The sequence below is a fragment of the Tsukamurella sp. M9C genome (assembly GCF_020169415.1).
Classification (GTDB): domain Bacteria; phylum Actinomycetota; class Actinomycetes; order Mycobacteriales; family Mycobacteriaceae; genus Tsukamurella.
In genome coordinates this window covers 43,409-61,855 of the sequence record NZ_JAIULG010000008.1, presented here as the reverse complement: position 1 = coordinate 61,855, position 18,447 = coordinate 43,409, and the positions used below count along the sequence as shown (strand labels likewise).

Annotated in this window: 21 protein-coding genes; 9 read left to right on the top strand and 12 right to left on the bottom strand. The window is 71.6% G+C overall.

Translation table 11 applies throughout. The features are described 5' to 3' along the window. Positions 1 to 12: 12 nt before the first annotated feature. Both radA and disA read left to right on the top strand, forming a co-directional pair. The gene (radA, locus tag LB823_RS06705) at positions 13 to 1,416 is read left to right on the top strand and encodes a DNA repair protein RadA (RefSeq protein WP_224645988.1); all 1,404 of its coding nucleotides are present in this window, start codon (positions 13 to 15) and stop codon (positions 1,414 to 1,416) included. A 9-nt stretch (positions 1,417 to 1,425) separates the two neighbouring features. After that, complete coding sequence (gene disA, locus LB823_RS06700; protein ID WP_224645987.1) at positions 1,426 to 2,499, top strand: DNA integrity scanning diadenylate cyclase DisA; 1,074 nt, start codon at positions 1,426 to 1,428, stop codon at positions 2,497 to 2,499. A gap of 21 nt (positions 2,500 to 2,520) precedes the next feature. Here the strand turns inward: disA and LB823_RS06695 are convergent, their stop codons facing one another. Further along, entirely contained in the window at positions 2,521 to 3,330 is an 810-nt protein-coding gene (locus LB823_RS06695) for a BsuPI-related putative proteinase inhibitor (protein WP_224645986.1), read from the bottom strand. Positions 3,331 to 3,399: 69 nt separating this feature from the next. After that, a complete protein-coding gene (locus tag LB823_RS06690; protein WP_224645985.1) occupies positions 3,400 to 4,053 on the bottom strand; it encodes a carbonic anhydrase in 654 nt (217 codons plus the stop codon). A gap of 9 nt (positions 4,054 to 4,062) precedes the next feature. Here LB823_RS06690 and LB823_RS06685 point away from each other — a divergent pair, with 9 nt between their 5' ends. The 3 genes from LB823_RS06685 to LB823_RS06675 are packed head-to-tail and all read left to right on the top strand — an operon-like array spanning position 4,063 to position 6,810. Further along, positions 4,063 to 4,983 carry an A/G-specific adenine glycosylase gene (locus tag LB823_RS06685; RefSeq protein WP_374201281.1) on the top strand — a complete coding sequence of 307 codons (921 nt, stop codon included), beginning with the start codon at positions 4,063 to 4,065 and terminating at the stop codon, positions 4,981 to 4,983. 47 nt (positions 4,984 to 5,030) lie between these two features. Then, positions 5,031 to 5,960: an oxygenase MpaB family protein gene (locus LB823_RS06680; RefSeq protein WP_224645983.1), complete on the top strand. Its 930-nt coding sequence runs from the start codon at positions 5,031 to 5,033 to the stop codon at positions 5,958 to 5,960. A 10-nt stretch (positions 5,961 to 5,970) separates the two neighbouring features. Further along, complete coding sequence (locus tag LB823_RS06675) at positions 5,971 to 6,810, top strand: SDR family NAD(P)-dependent oxidoreductase (protein ID WP_224645982.1); 840 nt, start codon at positions 5,971 to 5,973, stop codon at positions 6,808 to 6,810. Positions 6,811 to 6,852: 42 nt separating this feature from the next. Here the strand turns inward: LB823_RS06675 and LB823_RS06670 are convergent, their stop codons facing one another. After that, a complete protein-coding gene (locus LB823_RS06670) occupies positions 6,853 to 7,212 on the bottom strand; it encodes a hypothetical protein (RefSeq protein ID WP_224645981.1) in 360 nt (119 codons plus the stop codon). Between the two features lie 166 nt (positions 7,213 to 7,378). On the opposite strand from LB823_RS06670, the gene LB823_RS06665 reads away from it, so the two are divergent. Further along, a complete protein-coding gene (locus tag LB823_RS06665; RefSeq protein WP_224645980.1) occupies positions 7,379 to 8,086 on the top strand; it encodes a DsbA family oxidoreductase in 708 nt (235 codons plus the stop codon). A gap of 21 nt (positions 8,087 to 8,107) precedes the next feature. Here LB823_RS06665 and LB823_RS23995 read toward each other — a convergent pair whose 3' ends face one another. The 4 genes from LB823_RS23995 to LB823_RS06640 all read right to left on the bottom strand — a co-directional run bounded on the left by LB823_RS23995 (position 8,108) and on the right by LB823_RS06640 (position 11,182). Beyond that, positions 8,108 to 8,677, bottom strand: coding sequence for a TetR family transcriptional regulator (locus LB823_RS23995; protein WP_308011425.1), 570 nt, complete (start codon positions 8,675 to 8,677; stop codon positions 8,108 to 8,110). Continuing rightward, complete coding sequence (locus LB823_RS06650; protein ID WP_224645979.1) at positions 8,661 to 9,596, bottom strand: SDR family oxidoreductase; 936 nt, start codon at positions 9,594 to 9,596, stop codon at positions 8,661 to 8,663. The genes LB823_RS23995 and LB823_RS06650 overlap by 17 nt, the downstream gene beginning before the upstream one ends. 74 nt (positions 9,597 to 9,670) lie before the next feature. Continuing rightward, on the bottom strand, positions 9,671 to 10,462 hold the full coding sequence (locus LB823_RS06645; RefSeq protein WP_224645978.1) for a DNA-formamidopyrimidine glycosylase family protein: 792 nt from the start codon (positions 10,460 to 10,462) through the stop codon (positions 9,671 to 9,673). A 3-nt stretch (positions 10,463 to 10,465) separates the two neighbouring features. Further along, positions 10,466 to 11,182, bottom strand: coding sequence for an alpha/beta fold hydrolase (locus LB823_RS06640; RefSeq protein ID WP_374201282.1), 717 nt, complete (start codon positions 11,180 to 11,182; stop codon positions 10,466 to 10,468). 95 nt (positions 11,183 to 11,277) lie between these two features. Between LB823_RS06640 and LB823_RS06635 the strand changes: the two genes are divergently transcribed. Beyond that, entirely contained in the window at positions 11,278 to 11,613 is a 336-nt protein-coding gene (locus LB823_RS06635; RefSeq protein ID WP_224645976.1) for an antibiotic biosynthesis monooxygenase, read from the top strand. Positions 11,614 to 11,675: 62 nt separating this feature from the next. Next, positions 11,676 to 11,981: a hypothetical protein gene (locus LB823_RS06630; protein ID WP_224645975.1), complete on the top strand. Its 306-nt coding sequence runs from the start codon at positions 11,676 to 11,678 to the stop codon at positions 11,979 to 11,981. Positions 11,982 to 12,074: 93 nt separating this feature from the next. On the opposite strand, the gene hsaB is transcribed toward LB823_RS06630, so the two are convergent. The 3 genes from hsaB to LB823_RS06615 form a co-directional block, all read right to left on the bottom strand. Then, positions 12,075 to 12,626, bottom strand: a complete 552-nt coding sequence (gene hsaB, locus LB823_RS06625) for a 3-hydroxy-9,10-secoandrosta-1,3,5(10)-triene-9,17-dione monooxygenase reductase subunit (RefSeq protein WP_224645974.1) — start codon at positions 12,624 to 12,626, stop codon at positions 12,075 to 12,077. A 127-nt stretch (positions 12,627 to 12,753) separates the two neighbouring features. After that, positions 12,754 to 13,557 (bottom strand): phytanoyl-CoA dioxygenase family protein, encoded by an 804-nt coding sequence (locus LB823_RS06620; protein WP_224645973.1) that lies wholly within the window; start codon positions 13,555 to 13,557, stop codon positions 12,754 to 12,756. 85 nt (positions 13,558 to 13,642) lie between these two features. Next, positions 13,643 to 14,185: a hypothetical protein gene (locus LB823_RS06615; RefSeq protein ID WP_224645972.1), complete on the bottom strand. Its 543-nt coding sequence runs from the start codon at positions 14,183 to 14,185 to the stop codon at positions 13,643 to 13,645. Positions 14,186 to 14,299: 114 nt separating this feature from the next. On the opposite strand from LB823_RS06615, the gene LB823_RS06610 reads away from it, so the two are divergent. After that, a complete protein-coding gene (locus LB823_RS06610; RefSeq protein ID WP_224645971.1) occupies positions 14,300 to 15,049 on the top strand; it encodes a potassium channel family protein in 750 nt (249 codons plus the stop codon). Positions 15,050 to 15,087: 38 nt separating this feature from the next. Here LB823_RS06610 and LB823_RS06605 read toward each other — a convergent pair whose 3' ends face one another. Together LB823_RS06605 and LB823_RS06600 are read right to left on the bottom strand one after the other, a co-directional pair. After that, a complete protein-coding gene (locus tag LB823_RS06605) occupies positions 15,088 to 17,670 on the bottom strand; it encodes an ATP-dependent Clp protease ATP-binding subunit (RefSeq protein ID WP_224645970.1) in 2,583 nt (860 codons plus the stop codon). A 285-nt stretch (positions 17,671 to 17,955) separates the two neighbouring features. After that, a complete protein-coding gene (locus LB823_RS06600; RefSeq protein WP_224645969.1) occupies positions 17,956 to 18,300 on the bottom strand; it encodes an Lsr2 family protein in 345 nt (114 codons plus the stop codon). Positions 18,301 to 18,447 lie beyond the last annotated feature (147 nt).

Below are 18,447 nucleotides of genomic sequence, written 5' to 3'. Positions count from 1 at the left end.
CCTCGGTACTTCATGGCACGAGCCAAGGTGCAGTACACCTGCACCGAGTGCGGCCACACCGTGGCCAAGTGGGTCGGCCGCTGCCCGTCGTGCGGCGCCTGGTCCACGATGGAGGAGGGCGCGCCCGCCCGCGCCGCGGGCTCCGGCCCGGCGGCCAACGTCGGGCTGACGCTCCCGAAGACCCCCGCGGTCCCGATCACGAAGATCGACCCGAACTCGACGCGCGCGCTGCCCGTCGGCATCGGCGAGCTCGACCGCGTTCTCGGCGGCGGCATCGTCCCCGGCTCCGTGATCCTGCTCGCCGGTGAGCCCGGCGTCGGCAAGTCGACGCTGCTGCTCGAGGTCGTGCACCGCTGGGCCACCACGGGCCGCGGCAAGTCCCTGTACGTCACGGGCGAGGAGTCCGCGGGCCAGGTGCGGCTGCGCGCCGAGCGCACCGGCGCCCTCTCGGATCAGCTGTACCTCGCCGCGGAGTCCGATCTGGGCACGGTGCTCGGCCACGTCGAGCAGATCGCCCCCACCCTCATGGTGGTCGACTCGGTGCAGACCCTCTCGGCGTCCGGCGTCGACGGGGTGCACGGCGGCGTCACGCAGGTCCGCGCGATCACGACGACGCTCACCTCGCTCGCGAAGGCCTCCGGCATCGCGGTGATCCTCGTCGGCCACGTCACCAAAGACGGCGCCGTCGCCGGTCCCCGCTCGCTGGAGCACCTCGTGGACGTGGTGCTCAGCTTCGAGGGCGACAAGCACTCCACGCTGCGCATGGTGCGCGGCATCAAGAACCGCTTCGGCGCCTCCGACGAGGTGGGCTGCTTCGAGCAGCGCGAGTCCGGCATCGTCGAGGTCACGGACCCGTCGGGCCTGTTCCTGCACCACCGCGACCAGGCCGCGGCCGGGACCGCGGTCACCGTCGGCCTCGACGGCAAGCGGCCCATGCTGGGCGAGCTCCAGGCGCTCGTGACGCCCACTCCCCTGCCCTCGCCGCGGCGGGCCGTCTCCGGCCTGGACTCGGCCCGGGTGGCGATGATCCTGGCCGTGCTGACCAAGCACGGCGGCATCGAGAACCTGCCGCAGAAGGACGTCTACGCGGCGACGGTCGGCGGCATGAAGATCACCGAGCCGGCGGCCGACCTCGCGCTGGCGCTGGCCGTCGCGTCCGGCGCGGTCGAGAAGGCGCTGCGCCCGAACACCGTCGTGCTGGGCGAGGTGGGCCTGGCCGGCGAGGTGCGGCGCGTGACCGGCCTGGAGCGGCGCCTCGCGGAGGCCGCCCGCCTCGGCTTCACCCACGCCATCGTGCCGCCCTCGCCCGACGGGCAGAAGCTCAAGGTCGACGGCATCCACATCGGCGAAGCGGCGACGCTGGCCGACGCCCTCCGTCTGGGCTCCCTGGCGCCGAGCGGCAAGAAGGAGCGCTAACCTACCGCTATGGACCTCGAAGCCGCGTTCGGCGGGAACGCGTCGCTCCGCGACACCGTGATCCGGGTGGCCCCGGGCACCGGGCTGCGCGACGGGATCGAGCGGATCCTCCGCGGCCGCACGGGCGCGCTCATCGTGCTGGGCTACGACGACGCGGTCGAGGGCATCTGCGACGGCGGCTTCCACCTGGACGTCGAGTTCGCGCCCACCCGCCTGCGGGAGCTGGCGAAGATGGACGGCGCGGTGGTGCTCTCCACCGACGGCAGCCGGATCGTGCGGGCGAACGTGCAGCTCGTGCCGGATCCCGCGATCCCCACGCAGGAGTCGGGCACGCGGCACCGCTCGGCCGAGCGTGCCGCGATCCAGACCGGTTACCCGGTGATCTCGGTGAGCGCGTCGATGTCGATCGTGCACGCCTACGTCGGCGGGGTGCGGCACCTCGTCGACGACGCGGCGCCCATCCTCTCCCGCGCCAACCTCGCGATCGCCACGCTCGAGCGGTACGCCCACCGCCTCGACGAGGTGCTCACGCAGCTCTCCCGCGCCGAGATCGAGGACGTGGTGACCGTCCACGAGGTCGCGCTCGTCGTGCAGCGGCTGGAGCTGGTGCGGCGCCTGGCCGTCGAGATCGAGCAGCACGTGCTGGAGCTCGGCACCTCGGGCCGGCAGATCGCGCTGCAGCTGGAAGACCTTTTGGGCGAGTCGATCTCGCTCCGCGAGCCCGTACTGCGCGACTACCTCGGCGACGGCGACTCCGTGGACGCCGCCGTCGCCCGCATCGACACGCTCAGCGATGCGGACCTGCTCGCCGCCACCACCATCGCTGCGGCCCTGGGCTTCTCGGGCACCGTCGAGGCGCAGGACGAGCCGGTCTCGCCGCGCGGGCACCGCCTGCTCGGCTCGATCCCGCGGCTGCGTCCTTCGCAGGTCGAGGCGCTGGTCGCCGCGTTCGGCTCGCTGCAGACGCTGCTCGCCGCCTCCGCCGCGGACCTGCAGGCCGTGCCCGGGATCGGGTCCGACGGTGCGCGGCAGGCCCGCGAGGGCCTCTCCCGCCTCGCCGAGGCCTCGGTCGAGCGCTTCTGAGCCGCTGCGGGTTCCGCGCGGCTAGTTGCCGGTGCCCGTACCGGCGTCCGCGCCGGCCTCCGGCGTGGGTGCCGCCCGGACGATGTTGAAGGTGACCGGCGCGCTGCGCTTGGCGCCGAGCTGCGCGACCACCTGGTACGCGCCGGGCGCGACGGGGACGCGCTGCGCCTGGCAGCCGGGCGCCGAGGTGGTGCCTGCCCACTGCAGCTTGTAGCGCAGCTGCTGGCCGGGCTGCAGCACCTCGTTCTTGATCCCGGGCTGGAAGGTGCAGTCGAAGTTCGTCCACAGCTGCTTGCTGCCGTCGAGGGTGAGCACGATCAGCTGCTGCTGCCCGGAGCCGATGTCGCGCGAGCAGGCCACCGGGCCGGCGTTCGTCACGGTCGCCTCGAAGGTCGGCTGCTCGCCGAGCGCGTACGTCGGCTTGTCGGCGCCGACCACCACGGAGATGTTCGCGTCGGGGCAGGGGCCGCCGGCGACGACCGCGCCGGGCGTCGGAACGCCGCCGCCCGAGGAGCTGGCGGAGGCCGAAGCTGAACCCGAAGCCGGTGCGCCGGACTGGGGCGCGCCCGAGCCGCCGGCCCCGCCCGAGCCGCCGCCGTTGTTGTTCCCGGCGGAGGGGTCGGCACCGTCGGGCGCCTGCGACGGGGGCAGGTCGGACGTGGTGACCGACGTCGACGAGGTCGCCGCCGCGTTCTGCGACGAGTCCTTGCCGCCACCGACGAAGACGATCAGGAGCACCACGACGAGCACCGCGAACAGCGCCAAGACGGCGGCCAGCACGCGGCGGCGCCAGTAGATCTCGGGCGGCAGGGGTCCGTTGGGCTCAAGCACGCCTCAACCGTAACGTTTCCCCGACCTCACGCCGCTGACCTGCGGCGGCGTGTCACGAATCGGTACGGATCACTCCGGCCGGACGGCCTGGAAGGGCGACGTGGCCGCCTCGCCGATGTCGCCGACGGAGCCGCGCAGGTGCACCTTGCCCTCGGCGAGCTCGTAGGTGAGGCCGACGATCGCGACCCGGCCCTCCTCGACGCCCTTGGCGATGATCCGCGAGCGCTCGATCAGCAGCCAGCTGGTCTCCATGACGTGCTGCGCGGTGATGTCGTTGACGTCCGACAGGCCCTCGCGGCGGCCGGCGAGCACCGACGGGGTCAGCCGTTCGACGATGTCGCGGATGTAGCCGGGCGGCATGGTGCCGGTGTCGATCGAGTTCACGGTGGCCGCGACGGCGCCGCAGCTGTCGTGCCCGAGGATCGCGATGAGCGGCACCTTGAGCACCTCGATGGCGTACTCGATCGAGCCGAGGACGGCGGCGTCGATGATGTGGCCGGCGGTGCGGACCACGAACATGTCGCCGAGGCCCTGGTCGAAGATCACCTCGGCGGCGACGCGGGAGTCGCCGCAGCCGAACAGCACCGCGGTGGGCTGCTGTCCGCTCGCGAGTTCCGCCACGCGGCTGGCGCCCTGGTTCGGGTGCGCCGGCGCGCCTTCGACGAAGCGCTGGTTGCCTTCACGGAGGGCGCGCCAGGCGCCGGGAGGAGTCGAGGTGGGCATGGGTCCATAATGCACTTCGTGACGTCGACGCGAGACACCGGAGCGGATTCTGTCCCGGATTTCACACCGGTGCTGGGATGGTTCGACGCCGCGGAGCGCGACCTCCCGTGGCGGGCCCCGGACGTCGGGGCGTGGGCGATCCTGGTCAGCGAGGTGATGCTGCAGCAGACCCCCGTGGTGCGGGTCGAGCCCGTATGGCGCGCGTGGATGGAGCGGTGGCCCACCCCTGCCGATCTCGCCGCCGCCACCGGCGCCGACGCCGTGCGCGCCTGGGGCAAGCTCGGCTACCCGCGCCGGGCGATGCGGCTGCACGCGTGCGCGCAGGCCCTCGTCGAGCGGTTCGACGGCGCCGTCCCCGGCGACGTCGACGAACTGCTGTCGCTGCCGGGCGTCGGCGACTACACCGCCCGCGCGGTGGCCTGCTTCGCCTTCGGCCAGGACGTGCCCGTCGTCGACATCAACGTGCGCCGGGTCCTCGCCCGCGCCGCGGACGGCGACTCCGACGCGGCGGCACCGTCGGCCAAGCGCGACCTGGCGGCGGCGACGGCGGCCCTGGAGACCGTGCCCGCGGACCGCCGGACGCGGCTCTCGGCCGGGCTCATGGAGCTGGGTGCGCTGGTCTGCACCGCGCGGTCGCCGCGCTGCGGCGAGTGCCCGATCCACGCCGACTGCGCCTGGCTCGCGGCCGGGGCGCCGGCGGGCACCGTCGCGCCGCGGAAGGTGCAGAAGTACGAGGGCACCGACCGACAGGCGCGCGGGAGGCTCCTCGACGTGCTCCGCGGGGCCGACGGTGCCGTCCCCCGCGCCGCGCTCGACCTGGCGTGGGAGCGCGATCCGGCGCAGCGCGACCGCGCGCTGGACTCGCTGCTGGTGGACGGGCTGATCGAGCAGACGGGGGACGGACGCTTCGCGCTCGCCGGCGAGGGGTGACGGATGTTTTTATTCACAGCTGTAGGAATTGGTGATAGATTCGAGCCATGAAGCTCTCAGACGGCCCGCTGCGCGTCACCGACCAGGGATTCTTCGGTCCGGACTCGCCCACGTGGAAGGTGTGGGCCTCGCCCACCGCACTCATCGGTTTCCAGCGCTCGGTGGTGCTGGAACACTTCGACCCGAACCTCACCGCCGCGGTCGCGGACTCGGCGGGGATCTACACCGACCCGTTCGGCCGGCTCGACCGGACGCTCGCCTACTTCCTCCTCGTCGCCACCGCGGATTCCAAGACCGCGATCGAGGCCTCCGAGCACCTCATGGACGTGCACCGCAAGGCCACCGGCATCGAGCCGATCACCGGCAAGCGGTACAGCGCCAACAACCCGGCCTCGCAGCTGTGGATCCACGTGACCGGCTGGCACTCGGTGCTCAAGTGCTACGAGATGTACGGTCCCGGGCCGCTCACCGCCGACGAGGAGGCGCGGTACTGGCGCGACTGCGTCGTCGCCGCGGAGCTGCAGACCTGCGACCCGGCCGACGTGCCCACCTCGCGCGACGAGGTGCGGGAGTACTTCGCGCGCGTCCGGCCGACGCTCGCGCTCACCGAGCGCGCCCGCACCGGCATGCACTACCTGCTGCGCCCGCGGGATCGCGGCGCGCGCCTGCGGATGGGCGGCGCGCTCATCGCTCCCGCCACGATCGCGACCCTGCCGGCCTGGATGCGCGAGATGGGCGGCTTCGATCAGCCCGGCGTCGTCGACGTCGCCTATCCGCTCGCCGTGCGCCTCGCGGTCCGCGCCGCCTCGGCCCAGCACGCCGCGGGCACCGTCCGGCTGGGCGGGCTGGTGGCGCCCATGACGGGCGGGATCCTGCGCCGCCACTTCGCCCAGAGCGACGAGCCCGCGGGCATCGTCACGCCCGCGCAGGCGCGGGAGCGGTACGGCCGTGGGGCACGCGCCGCGACCGCCTCGTAGGCTGGCCGCCATGACCACCTATGTAGTGACCGGCGCGAACGGCGGCCTCGGCGAGGTCGTGACGCGCAGTCTCGCCGCCACCGGCGGCCGCGTCGTGATGGCGTGCCGCGACGTCGCGGGCGCCCAGCGCATCGCCGACGGCATCGACGGCGACGTGACCGTCGAGCAGCTCGACCTCGCGGACCTGGACTCGGTGCGCGCCTTCGCCGACCGCACCGCCGAGGTCGACGTGCTCGTCAACAACGCCGGCCTGATGAACATCCCGCTGCGCCGCACGAAGCAGGGCTTCGAGATGCAGTTCGGCGTGAACCACCTCGGGCACTTCGCCCTCACCGGCCTGCTGCTCGACCGGCTGACGGACCGCGTGGTCGCGGTCTCGTCGGTGGCGCACCGGCAGAACTACCGCTGGCGCATGGACGACCCGAACTACGAGAACCGGAAGTACCTGCGCACCGAGGCGTACGGGCAGAGCAAGCTCGCGAACATGATGTTCGCGCGCGAGCTGCAGCGCCGGTTCGAGGCCGCGGGTTCCGAGAAGAAGGCGTACTACGTGCACCCCGGCGTCTCGCCGACCGGGCTGTTCGCCCGCACGGACACCCCGCTGGATCTCGTGATGAAGCCCGCCGTCGCGATGCTGGCGAACCCGCCGGCGAAGGCCGCGCAGTCGCTGATCCTGGCCGCGACCGATCCTGACCTCGACCCGCACCCGTGGTGGGGGCCGACGCAGCTCTTCCAGTCCCGCGGCCCGGTGGGCAAGTGCTCCAGCACCGCGGTCTCGAAGGATCAGGCCAAGTGGGCCGAGTTGTGGGCCGTCTCCGAGAAGCTCACGGGCGTCACCTACGCCGTGTGAGGACGCGGGCGGTCACATGGCATGGACATGCGACCGCCCGCGTCACCGGACGTCGATGAACTGCGGCCCTCCGCCGCAGGACGGTCGGCCGTTCGGGCTCCCGCCCTGGATGGATCCACCGATGCGGACCGAACACGAGGCGGTCGCGTGCCACACGCCGGGAGCGAAGATGCCCGCCGACGTGAGACTCCAGGACTGCGCGTAGAAACTCCCGTCGGAGTACGGCTTCCCCAGGCAGTACCGCGCGCCGCCGTACCCGGGAGCCTGTCCACCCTGGCACCAGTTCACCGCGCCGTTCGGGAAGTACGGATTCCGCGCCGCGTTGGCGGGCTGCGCCGCACCGGCGAGGACCGCGGCCGCGAGCAGAGCCACCGCGGTACCGCGAGATACGAGACGTTGCATGTCTTCTCTCCCATCCGATCAAGTCGAATCCCATGATCGCGGCCGGGCGACGACCCGACAACGCCCACGGGTGAGATTCCCCTGATCAGACGACACGAGGAGTACCTCCACCCGTTCGTGACGCGGAGCACGGAATCACCGCGGGCCGCCGACGGTTGAACCTTTCATGCGCGTGGACGTCTGGACCGATATCAACTGCCCCTTCTGCTACATCGGGAAGGCGCGTTTCGAGGAGGCGCTCGCGGATTTCCCGCAGCGCGACCAGGTCGAGGTGATCCACCGCTCCTACGAACTGGACCCCACCGCCGGCGACTCCGAGCCCGTCATCCCGCGGATCGCGGCCAAGTACGGCATCAGTGAGGCGCAGGCCGCCGCGAACGAGCGCGGCCTCGGCGCGCAGGCGCAGCAGCTCGGCCTGCCCTACCAGGTCGACGGCCGCGACAGCGGCAACAGCTTCGACATGCACCGCCTGCTCCATTGGGCCCTCGAGCTCGGCCGGCAGGAGGCGCTGCTCGACGCGCTCTACGCCGCGAACTTCGCCGAGCCGACGCCCGCCTTCGGCAGCCGCGACCGCCTCGTCGCCATCGCCGAGTCCGCCGGGTTCGACGGTGCCGCCGCCCGCGCGGTGCTCGACGATCCGTCCGCCTACGCGGACGCGGTCCGCGCCGACGAGGAGACCGCCAAGCGGATCGGCATCGGCGGCGTCCCGTTCTTCGTCTTCGACGGCAAGTACGCCGTCTCCGGCGCCCAGCCGCCCGAGGTCTTCACCGAGGCGCTGACGAAGGCCCGCGGTGAGGAGCCGCTCACCGTCATCGGCGGCGACGACGCCGAGGCGTGCGGTCCCGACGGCTGCGAGCTGCCGCCGCGCGACTGAGTCCCGGGCCCGCGACCGGGCCTACGGCGCGGTGAGCCGCCGCACGGCTGCCGCGAGCGCATCGTCGTCGAGCATGACCTCCACGGCCTCGCTGCCCCCGGTGAGGATGTCGCCGTGCACGAGAGCGAGCACCTCGAGGAGCAGCGTCGGCGCGGGCGTCGCCGCGGTGACCGCGCCCGCATCCTGTGCGGCCTGGAGGGCGGCGATCTTCTTCGCGTTCGAGTCCGACGTGAACTCCAGCTCCAGCAACTCCCCCGGGCACTCGAGCGTGTGCCAGAGCACGAGCCGCATCAGCTCGGGGTGCGCACGGTTGAAGCCGCGCAACCGCACGGCGTAGCCGGGCAGGTCCTCGGCGGTGAAGGGCACCGTCTCCAGCAGCTCCGCGACGCGGCCCTCGATGACGGCGTCGAAGAGCTGCCGTTTGTTGCCGAAGTAGGCGTAGATCAGCTGCTTGTTGGCCTCGGCCGCGGCGGCGATCCGGTCGACGCGCGCGCCCGCGAGCCCGTGCTCGGCGAACTCGACGATCGCGGCGTCGAGCAGCCGGGCGCGGGTCGCAGCGGCGTCGCGCTGTTGCTTAGGCGCGGGCGGCATCGCGCGGCAGGTCGGTTCCGGTCACCTCGGCAGCGTACTTCCACAGCTTCGCGGCGACGTCGGCGTCCCGCATCCTCGTGTTCTTCTTGGTCACGCCCGGCGCGCCGACGAGGCCGAATCGTCCTTGGGGGCCGTAGTACTCGCCGTTCCGGGCCTGCGGATCGCTCGCGGCGAGCAGCAGCGGCTCGGCGCCCTGCTCGGGCTGTTGCGAGGGCAGGAAGCGGCCGGCGAAGCGGGTGACCACGGACTCGCGCTCACTGCCCGCGCCGAGGCTCGCGCCCGCGGTCTGCAGGTTGGTCTGGGTGTAGCCGGGGTGCGCGGCGTCGCTGAGCAGGCCCCAGCCGCGGCGCTCGCTCTCGGCGGCGAGGTGGTTCGCCATGAGTAGGTCGGCGAGCTTCGACTGGCCGTAGGCGCGGGTCGGGGAGTACTTCCGCAGCGACTGCGGATCGTCGAAGTCGATGCGGCCGAAGTTGGCGACGCCGGAGCTCATCGTCGTGACGCGCGGCGCCGCGGACTGGAGCAGCACGGGCAGCAGGAGGTTGGTGAGCGCGAACGGGCCGAGGAAGTTCGAGCCGAACTGCAGCTCGAAACCGTCGGCGGTCTCGAAGCGCTCGGGCGGGGTCATGACGCCCGCGTTGTTGACGAGGACGTCGACCGCGACACCGCCGGCGACGATGCCGTCGGCGAAGGCCCGCACGGACGCCAGGTCCGCGAGGTCGAGGCGCCGGACCGCGAGGTCGGCACCGGGCACCTGCGCGAGGACCTCCTGCCGCGCGGCCTCCCCCTTCTCCGGCGTGCGGACCGCCATGATCACGGTCGCGCCCGCCGCGGCGAGCCGCTTGGCCGCCTCCTTACCCGTTCCGCTGTTCGACCCGGTGACCACGAAGGTCCTGCCCGACTGATCGCTGACCTGGTACATCTCGTTCTCCTTCGATTCAACTAACTGGTTAGTTGAAAGATTAGAGCCGATCCCGCCAACTGTCAACCAACTAGTTAGTTAGAGGATTGCGGCTGGCAGCGCGGGCACCACCAGATCGCCCGCTCCGCCTCGCCCGGACCGCCGAGGGAGCCCGCGACGATCGCCGTCCCACAGCGCAGGCAGGGGCGCCGCGCGCGGTCGTAGACGAAGGCGCGCATGCCGTTCCGGTCGACGCCCGTCGTCACCCGACGCGTCCGCCCGAGGTTGGCCCGCAGCAGCCGCGCGGCACCGTCGGCCCAGGCGAGCGGGTCGCCGCACTCCCCGACCGGCGTCGCCGGATGCGCGCCGCGCAGGAAGCAGAGCTCGTTACGGTAGACGTTGCCCACCCCGGCGAGCACGGTCTGGTCCAGCAGCGCGAGCCCGACGGGGCGCTCCGGCTCGGCCGCGAGGTTCGCCGCGGCGCGGTCGGCGTCCCAGTCGGGGCCGAGCGGGTCGGGCCCGAGCCGGGCGAGGGCACCGTCGGCCTCGGCGGGCGTGAGGATCTCGAGCGTTCCGAGGGAGAACCCGACCACCTGCGCCCCGTCGACGGCGAGCACCGCGCGGGCGGTGTGCGCGGGGCGGCGCCAGCGCTCGCCGGGGCGGTACACGTGCCACTCGCCCTCCATCTTCAGGTGGCTGTGGATAACGGCGTTCCCGGCGACGATCAGCAGGTGCTTGCCGCGCGCGGTGACGGCGCTCACCTCGCGCCCGGTCAGGTCGACTGTGGCGTACCGCGGCACCCGAATGTCGCAGGCGGTGAGCACCTTCCTCTCCAACACCGGCCGCAGCCGCGCGGCCAGGTTGTGGACGGTGTCGCCCTCGGGCACCGGTCAGTCCAGCCCGGAGAGGAACGCCTCGACGGCGCCGCGGTACACGCCGGGCGCGTCGTCGTGGACGAGGTGGCCGGCACCGTCGACCTTGAGGTAGCGCAGGTCGGGGCCGGTGTAGGAGCGGACCATGCGCTCGCCCACCCCGGGCGGCACGACGGTGAACTCGGCCTCGACGAGCAGGGTGGGCGCCTGCACGGCCCGCCACTGCGGCCAGTGGTCGCGCGGACCCCAGTGGTCGGCGATGGCGCGGAAGACGTCGAGTTCGCCGTGCAGGGCACCGTCGTCGAAGGCCTCGTAGAAGTAGCGCCCGGCGACCGGCCCGAACAGCGCCTCACACTCGGCTTGCGAGGCGAAGCGGTCGGGCCAGCTGGCGAACCAGGGCGCCCAGGTGTCGGTGGACTGGCCGGCGAACTCGGGCGACATGTCCTCGACGACGAGCGCGCGCACGAGCTCGGGGTACTCGGCGGCGGTGCACCAGGCGTGGAGGCCGCCCATGGAGTGCCCGATCAGCGTCGCCGGGCCCTGGTCCAGGCAGGTGAGGATCTCGGCGACGTCGGCGACGAAGCGCTCGGTGCTGATGTCGTCCGGTGGTACGGGAAAGCCGGGGCCGCGGTGGAATTCGGCGTCGAAGGTGAAGACGCGGCCGTAGCGGCGCAGCCACGGGATCTGCCGGCGCCAGGTGCGGCCGCGGCCCATGAGGCCGTGCAGCAGCACGATCGGTCCGGCTCCTTCGCGGCCACCCCAATCTCTCAGGCCCACACACTCATCCACGCGGCCCAACCTACCGGGTCGGGCGACGGTATCGTCGGGTCATGTCGGTAGTGAAGATCAACGCCATCCACATCCCCGAGGGCGCGGGCCCCGAGCTCGAGAAGCGGTTCGCCCAGCGCGCGCACGCGGTCGAGAACTCGCCCGGCTTCCTGGGCTTCCAGCTGCTGCGCCCGGTGAAGGGCGACGACCGCTACTTCGTGGTCACGCAGTGGGAGTCCGAGGAGGCCTTCGCCGCCTGGCGCGACGGCCCGGCCCGCGAGGCCCACGCCGGCGAGCGCAACCCCGGCGGCGGCGAGGGCCGCAAGCCCGTCGCCTCGGGCGCCGACCTGCTCGAGTTCGAGGTCGTCCTCGACGTGCAGGGCAAGGCCGGGCAGTAGCCACACGGGATTCGCACGAGATCGCGTCCCGGCGCCGGAACCTTCCGGCGCCGCCGCGGTTCGTGTGCGAGGACCTGGCCGCGCCGGTTCCGCGCACCGTCCGGCACTGGCTGCGCCTGACGGACGACGAGGTAGCCCCGGCGGTGCTGTCCACCGACGGCGAGACGCGGGTCGAGTGGTCCTCGCTGTGGCCCGACCGCCCGGACCTGCGCGTGGTCTTCACCGTCGAGCCCGGCGGCGGCGGCTCCGACGTGCAGTGGGTCCTGTACGCCGAGGAACCTCTCCCGGGGCCGGAGTACGTCCGCCACGTCGCCCGACGGATCAGCACCCTCGTCTTCGCCGACCTCCGGTACGCCTACGGCCAGTAGGGGTGGTCGTAGGTCGCTCCGCGGAGCCATGCGCGTGACGCATCGCCTCTCACGGCAACACGCGCCCCCACACCGGCAGCCGGCGCCCGAGCGTCAGAGCCAGGCGCCGGAGTCCCAGGTGAGGAACGACTCCAGGCTGGCCGCGGGGTGCTGCTGCGGGTGGTTCGTGGAGAGGTACGCGCCGCGGTAGAACAGGAGCGGCTTCGCGTCGTCGACATCGCCGAGGTGGTGCACCCGGCCGATCGCGATGTGGTGGTCTCCCCCGTCGAGCACGTTCTCGAGCGTGCAGTCCATCCACGTCAGCGAGCCGTCGATCGTCGGGTTGCCGAGCGGCGAGGGCGTCCACCGCAGGCCCTCGAACTTGTCGTCCACCGACCGGCCGAACGCGGCGCTCACGGACTCCTGCTCCTGCCCAAGCACGGAGACCGCGAACTTCCCCGACGCCTCGATGTGCTTCCACGTCCGCGACGTCTTCATCGGGCAGAACAGCACCAGCGGCGGGTCCAGCGACAACGCGGCGAACGACTGGCACGCGAAGCCGACCGGGTTCTCCTCGGCGTTGGACGTCGCGATGATCGTGACGCCGGTGCAGAACTGCCCCATCACATGTCGGAACGTGCGCTGATCGAATCCGGCCTCGGTCATGCTGCCAACCTACTCCCGCCGTTTCCGACGGTGCGCGCCACACCACCGCCCGGCACGCCCCGCGGCCGGGTCCACCGAGCCTGCGCACGGCGGACGCCGAGCGCCACCGATCCACTCGGCGTGATCCTTACCCGCGGCGGCCCAGGACGATCGCCCGCGCGACCGGGGTGAGTTCCTCTTCGGGCCGGTCCAGGTCGGCGGGCGCTCCGAGCAGTGCGGGCTGCGCGAGGAACCGGGCGCCGCGTCCCGGCCCCGGCAGCAGGGCCTGCGCGGCGTGCACGAGGAAGGGGTGGCAGAGGTAGACGTCGCCGGCGTCTCCCGTCGCCCATGCCTCCGGCAGCCCCTCGGTCGCGGCGAACTCAGGGATGAGCGCGCCCATCTCCGCCCCCTCCTCCCCGTAGGGCTGCAGCATCTTCGCCATCGCCCGGTGCGAGCCCACGCGCAGCCGCGTCGGGGCGTCGTCGTCGCCGATGTCGGAGAACAGGTACAGCATGAGCAGCGCGCGCCCCTTGCTGCGCACGTTGACCCGCCAGTGCAGGAAGGCCTCCGGCTGTTCGCCCGGAAAGCTGGCGTCCACGTGCCAGCCGTCGTCGCCGGGGCCGTCCTCACCGGGGCCGTCCTCACACGGGAAGCGCACCGGGAAGGTGCCGATCGAGACGCGCGGCGCCCACTTTCCGGCCCCGGCCAGACGGTCCGCCGCCCCCGCCACGAGCGACGACGCCGCGGCCTCGCGGAAGGGCTCCTCGCCGTGCTCGCCCAGCCTGATCACGGGCCGGTCCCAGGTCGACGGGTCGTCCCGGTCGATGCCCGACGGTGCCATCTCCGCCCACAGGACGTCCCGGGCCGCGGCCGCCGTCGCGGCGCTGAACGCCCCACGGATCGCGACGTACCCGTCGCGGACGAAATCCTCCACCTGTTCGTCGGTCAGCACACTCCGAGTGTGGTTCCCGGCCGATCCGGGCACCAGCGAATTTCGGACGGGCCCCCACGCGCCATCCGGCCGCCGCTCGCGCGCCCTATGGCGCCTCCGACTCCTCCGCCACGGGGCGGACCTCGCATAGGACGACCCCGACGAGCGCCGCCACCATCGCGACGGCGGCCGCCCGGTCGTGGATCACCGGGACGGGGACCGCGCTCGCGGCGATCCCCGCGATCAGCGGGATGGCCGCCCTGCGCAGCGCGCGGCCGGGCGGGTCCGTGCCGAGACACCAGATCAGGGTCGCGAGGGCCATGAGGCACGACATCCCGATCCCCACGGCGGCATCGCGCCACCCCCAGTGCCCGCCCGTACCTGCGTGGTGCGGGCCGATCGTCACCGCCAGCAGGATCACGAGCAGGATCAGGGCGAGGCCCGCCGCGTAGCAGATCGCCAGCGCGGACAGTCGCGACGGTCGCCGGCAGTGCAGGACCGTGGCGGCGACGAACAGGACCACGCCCACGAGGAACAGGGAGCCGCCGAGATCGTCCTCGTCGACGACGATCCCCATGGTGGCGAGCGCGGTCAACGATGCGAGGGCCAGCAGCACCCTGGACACCCACCGCCGCACGTCCCAGCGCATCGCCCACCCCCACCCTGAACTCCAGATACCGATGCGATGCTATTGCATACTGCACGGATCGCAACGCGCGCGGTTCCCCAGCGGAGACGGCCCTGCTCGGAGTACCTTTCGCCGGTGACCCGCAGGCAACTCTGGGAGCGCCGGACGAATCCCGTGATGATCGCCCTGGCGCTGGCCTTCCTCGCCGTCTACGCGGTGCAGGTGCTCGACGTGGCGCCGAGCCCGCTGATGCGCCACCTCGTGGACTGGACCGACATCGCCATCTGGGCGGCCTTCGTCGCCGACTACGCGATCCGGGTGCGGCTGTCGACGGACCGCTGGCGGTTCGTGCGGACGCACCCGATCGACCTCCTCGCGATCGCGCTGCCGCCGTTCCGCCCGCTCCGGGCACTCCGTGCCGCACCGCTCCTCCTCGGCGGCCTGCACCGATCGCGGCTCACCCGTGCACGCCTCGCGGTCTTCGTCGGCACCACGTCCGTCCTGGTCGTCTTCCTCTGCAGCCTGGCCTTCCTCGACGCCGAGCGCGGCGCCCCGGACACCAAGGTCACCGGCTACGGCGACGCCCTGTGGTGGGCGGCCGTCACCGTCACCACCGTCGGCTACGGCGACGTCTATCCCGTGACCACGGAGGGCCGGTTCGTCGCCCTCCTGCTCATGGTCGTCGGCATCGGCCTCATCAGCTTCGTGATCGGCACCGCGACCAGCTGGGTCGTCGACCAGCTCAAGGCCGTCGACGCGAGCGCCCGCCGCACCGACCGGGAGGTCGACGAGCTCACCGCCGAGGTCCGCGCCCTGCGCGAGGAGATCGGCCGGCTCAGGGACGGCACCGTCGAGAACGCGAAGAGCCGCCACCCCGAAGGGTGACGGCTCCTCGATGGAACTCTGTCGGTTGCGCTGGCGCGCTACGCGGTCTCGCCGGGCGTCGTCGCGGACGAGGCGTCGGCCACCAGGGCGGGCACGCCGTCGTCGGACTTCTCCAGGTCGATCGCAGGCTTGGGCTTGCCGGCGAAGGTGAACTTCGCGTCCTCGCCCTTGCCCTCGCCGTCCCAGCCCTCGACGTCGACCTCGACGATCTGGCCGGCGCCGATCTCACCGAACAGGATCTTCTCGGACAGCGCGTCCTCGATCTCCCGCTGGATGGTGCGGCGCAGCGGCCGGGCACCGAGGACCGGGTCGAAGCCGCGCTTGGCGAGCAGGGACTTGGCCTGGTCGCTGACCTCGAGCCCCATGTCCTTGTTCTTCAGCGCGGTGCCCACCCGGTTCAGCATCAGGTCGACCATCTCGATGATCTGATCCCGCGTGAGCTGGTGGAAGACGACGATGTCGTCGATGCGGTTGAGGAACTCGGGCCGGAAGTGCTTCTTGAGCTCGTCGTTGACCTTCTGCTTCATCCGGTCGTAGTTGCCGCCGTCCGAATCGCCCTGGGTGAAGCCGAGGCCCACCGCCTTGGAGATGTCGGACGTGCCCAGGTTCGACGTGAAGATCAGCACGGTGTTCTTGAAGTCGACCGTGCGACCCTGACCGTCGGTCAGGCGGCCGTCCTCGAGCACCTGCAGCAGCGTGTTGTAGATCTCGCTGTGCGCCTTCTCGATCTCGTCGAAGAGCACCACGGAGAAGGGCTTGCGGCGCACCTTCTCGGTGAGCTGGCCGCCCTCCTCGTAGCCGACGTACCCGGGAGGGGCACCGAACAGGCGCGAGGCGGTGAAGCGGTCGTGGAACTCGCCCATGTCGATCTGGATGAGCGCGTCGTCCTCGCCGAACAGGAAGTTCGCCAGCGCCTTCGACAGCTCCGTCTTACCCACACCGGACGGGCCGGCGAAGATGAACGAGCCCGACGGGCGCTTCGGATCCTTCAGGCCCGCACGGGTACGACGGATCGCCTTCGAGACCGCCTTGACGGCGTCCTCCTGGCCGATGATCCGCTTGTGCAGCTCGTCCTCCATGCGGAGCAGACGGGTGGTCTCCTCCTCGGTGAGCTTGAACACGGGGATGCCGGTCCAGTTGCCCAGGACCTCGGCGATCTGCTCCTCGTCGACCTCGGCGACCACGTCGAGATCACCGGCGCGCCACTGCTTCTCGCGCTCGGCACGCTCGCCGATGAGCTGCTTCTCCTTGTCGCGCAGCGACGCGGCCTTCTCGAAGTCCTGCTCGTCGATGGCCGATTCCTTCTCGCGACGCGCATCGGCGATCTTGTCGTCGAAGGCGCGCAGGTCCGGCGGCGCGGTCATCCGGCGGATGCGCATGCGCGCGCCCGCCTCGTCGATGAGGTCGATCGCCTTGTCCGGCAGGAAGCGGTCGTTGATGTACCGGTCCGCCAGGGTGGCGGCGGCGACCAGCGCGCTGTCCGTGATGGAGATGCGGTGGTGCGCCTCGTACCGGTCGCGCAGGCCCTTGAGGATCTCGATGGCGTGCTCGACGCTCGGCTCGCCCACCTGGACGGGCTGGAAGCGGCGCTCCAGGGCGGCGTCCTTCTCGATGTACTTGCGGTACTCGTCGAGCGTGGTGGCGCCGATGGTCTGCAGCTCGCCGCGGGCCAGCTTCGGCTTGAGGATCGACGCGGCGTCGATCGCGCCCTCGGCGGCACCCGCGCCGACGAGCGTGTGCAGCTCGTCGATGAACAGGATGATGTCGCCGCGGGTGTCGATCTCCTTGAGGACCTTCCGCAGGCGCTCCTCGAAGTCACCGCGGTAGCGCGAGCCGGCCACCAGGGACCCGAGGTCCAGGGTGTACAGCTGCTTGTCCTTGAGCGTCTCGGGCACGTTGCCGTTGACGATCGCCTGCGCCAGGCCCTCGACGACGGCCGTCTTGCCGACGCCGGGCTCGCCGATCAGCACCGGGTTGTTCTTGGTGCGCCGCGAGAGCACCTGCATGATGCGCTCGATCTCCTTGGACCGGCCGATGACCGGGTCCAGCTTGCCCTGGGCCGCCGCGGCGGTCAGGTTCCTGCCGAACTGATCCAGCACGAGGGAGGTCGACGGGGTGCCCGCCTCACCACCCGAGGTCCGGGCGCCGGCGCCGGCGGGCTCGCCGCCACCGCCCTCCTTGCCCTGGTAGCCCGACAGCAGCTGGATGACCTGCTGGCGGACCCGATTGAGATCGGCGCCCAGCTTCACCAGGACCTGGGCGGCGACGCCCTCGCCCTCGCGGATCAGGCCGAGCAGGATGTGCTCGGTGCCGATGTAGTTGTGGCCGAGCTGCAGCGCCTCGCGCAGCGACAGCTCGAGCACCTTCTTGGCACGCGGCGTGAAGGGGATGTGACCCGACGGGGCCTGCTGGCCCTGCCCGATGATCTCCTCGACCTGGCTGCGCACACCCTCGAGGGAGATGCCCAGCGATTCGAGGGCCTTGGCCGCCACACCCTCACCCTCATGGATCAGACCCAGGAGGATGTGCTCGGTGCCGATGTAGTTGTGATTGAGCATCCTGGCTTCTTCTTGCGCCAGGACGACGACGCGGCGAGCGCGGTCGGTGAACCTCTCGAACATGGCCATTTTCCTCACATCCCGGTTACTTCGGGGAACGGCCGAGGCCGAACCCGCAGATAGCCGTCTGCATCAACGTCTTCTCACTGTAGTTCGGACCGGTCAGCGGTGGTGTCGGCAGTGCCCCGCAGCCGGGGCCCGCAGGCCCCGTCGCCCACTGGTCGGATCCTGATACACCAGGTCAAACGCGCCCCCGGCGGGTTTTGATCCCCGTTCCGCCGTGAGCGAAACGGCCCTGGATACGACTCACCCCGGCGCACCGGGCGCCGGGGTGGGGTCGAACGGGCGTCAGTTCGCCGCGTTGTAGGCGTCGATCACGTCCTGGCTGATGCGGCCGCGGTCGTTGACCTTCAAACCGGACTTGCGGGCCCAATCGCGGATCGCGGCGCTCTGCGAGCGGTCGATCGGCGTACGGCCGCGCGGGGCGGCCAGGGCACGCGTACCGCGCTTGCGGCCGCCGGCCCGGCGGGCGTTCTCGACCCATTCCTCCAGGGATCCGCGCAGCTTCGCGGCGTTCTTGGACGACAGGTCGATCTCGTACGTGACGCCGTCCAGGCCGAATTCCACGGTCTCGTCAGCGGTCTGCGTATCGTCCACGTCGTCGACCAGCGTAACGGTGACCTTGCGCGCCATAGTTTTGGCCCCTTCTCGAAGTAATGGTTCCATTGCGTCGTTCAAATCGAGTGTATACACACTATTGACATTGTTTCGATTCGAGGCGTCGGAAAATTTGTCGCGATACTGTAACGATCGCGACCGAGAAGGTGCCGCATTCCGGTT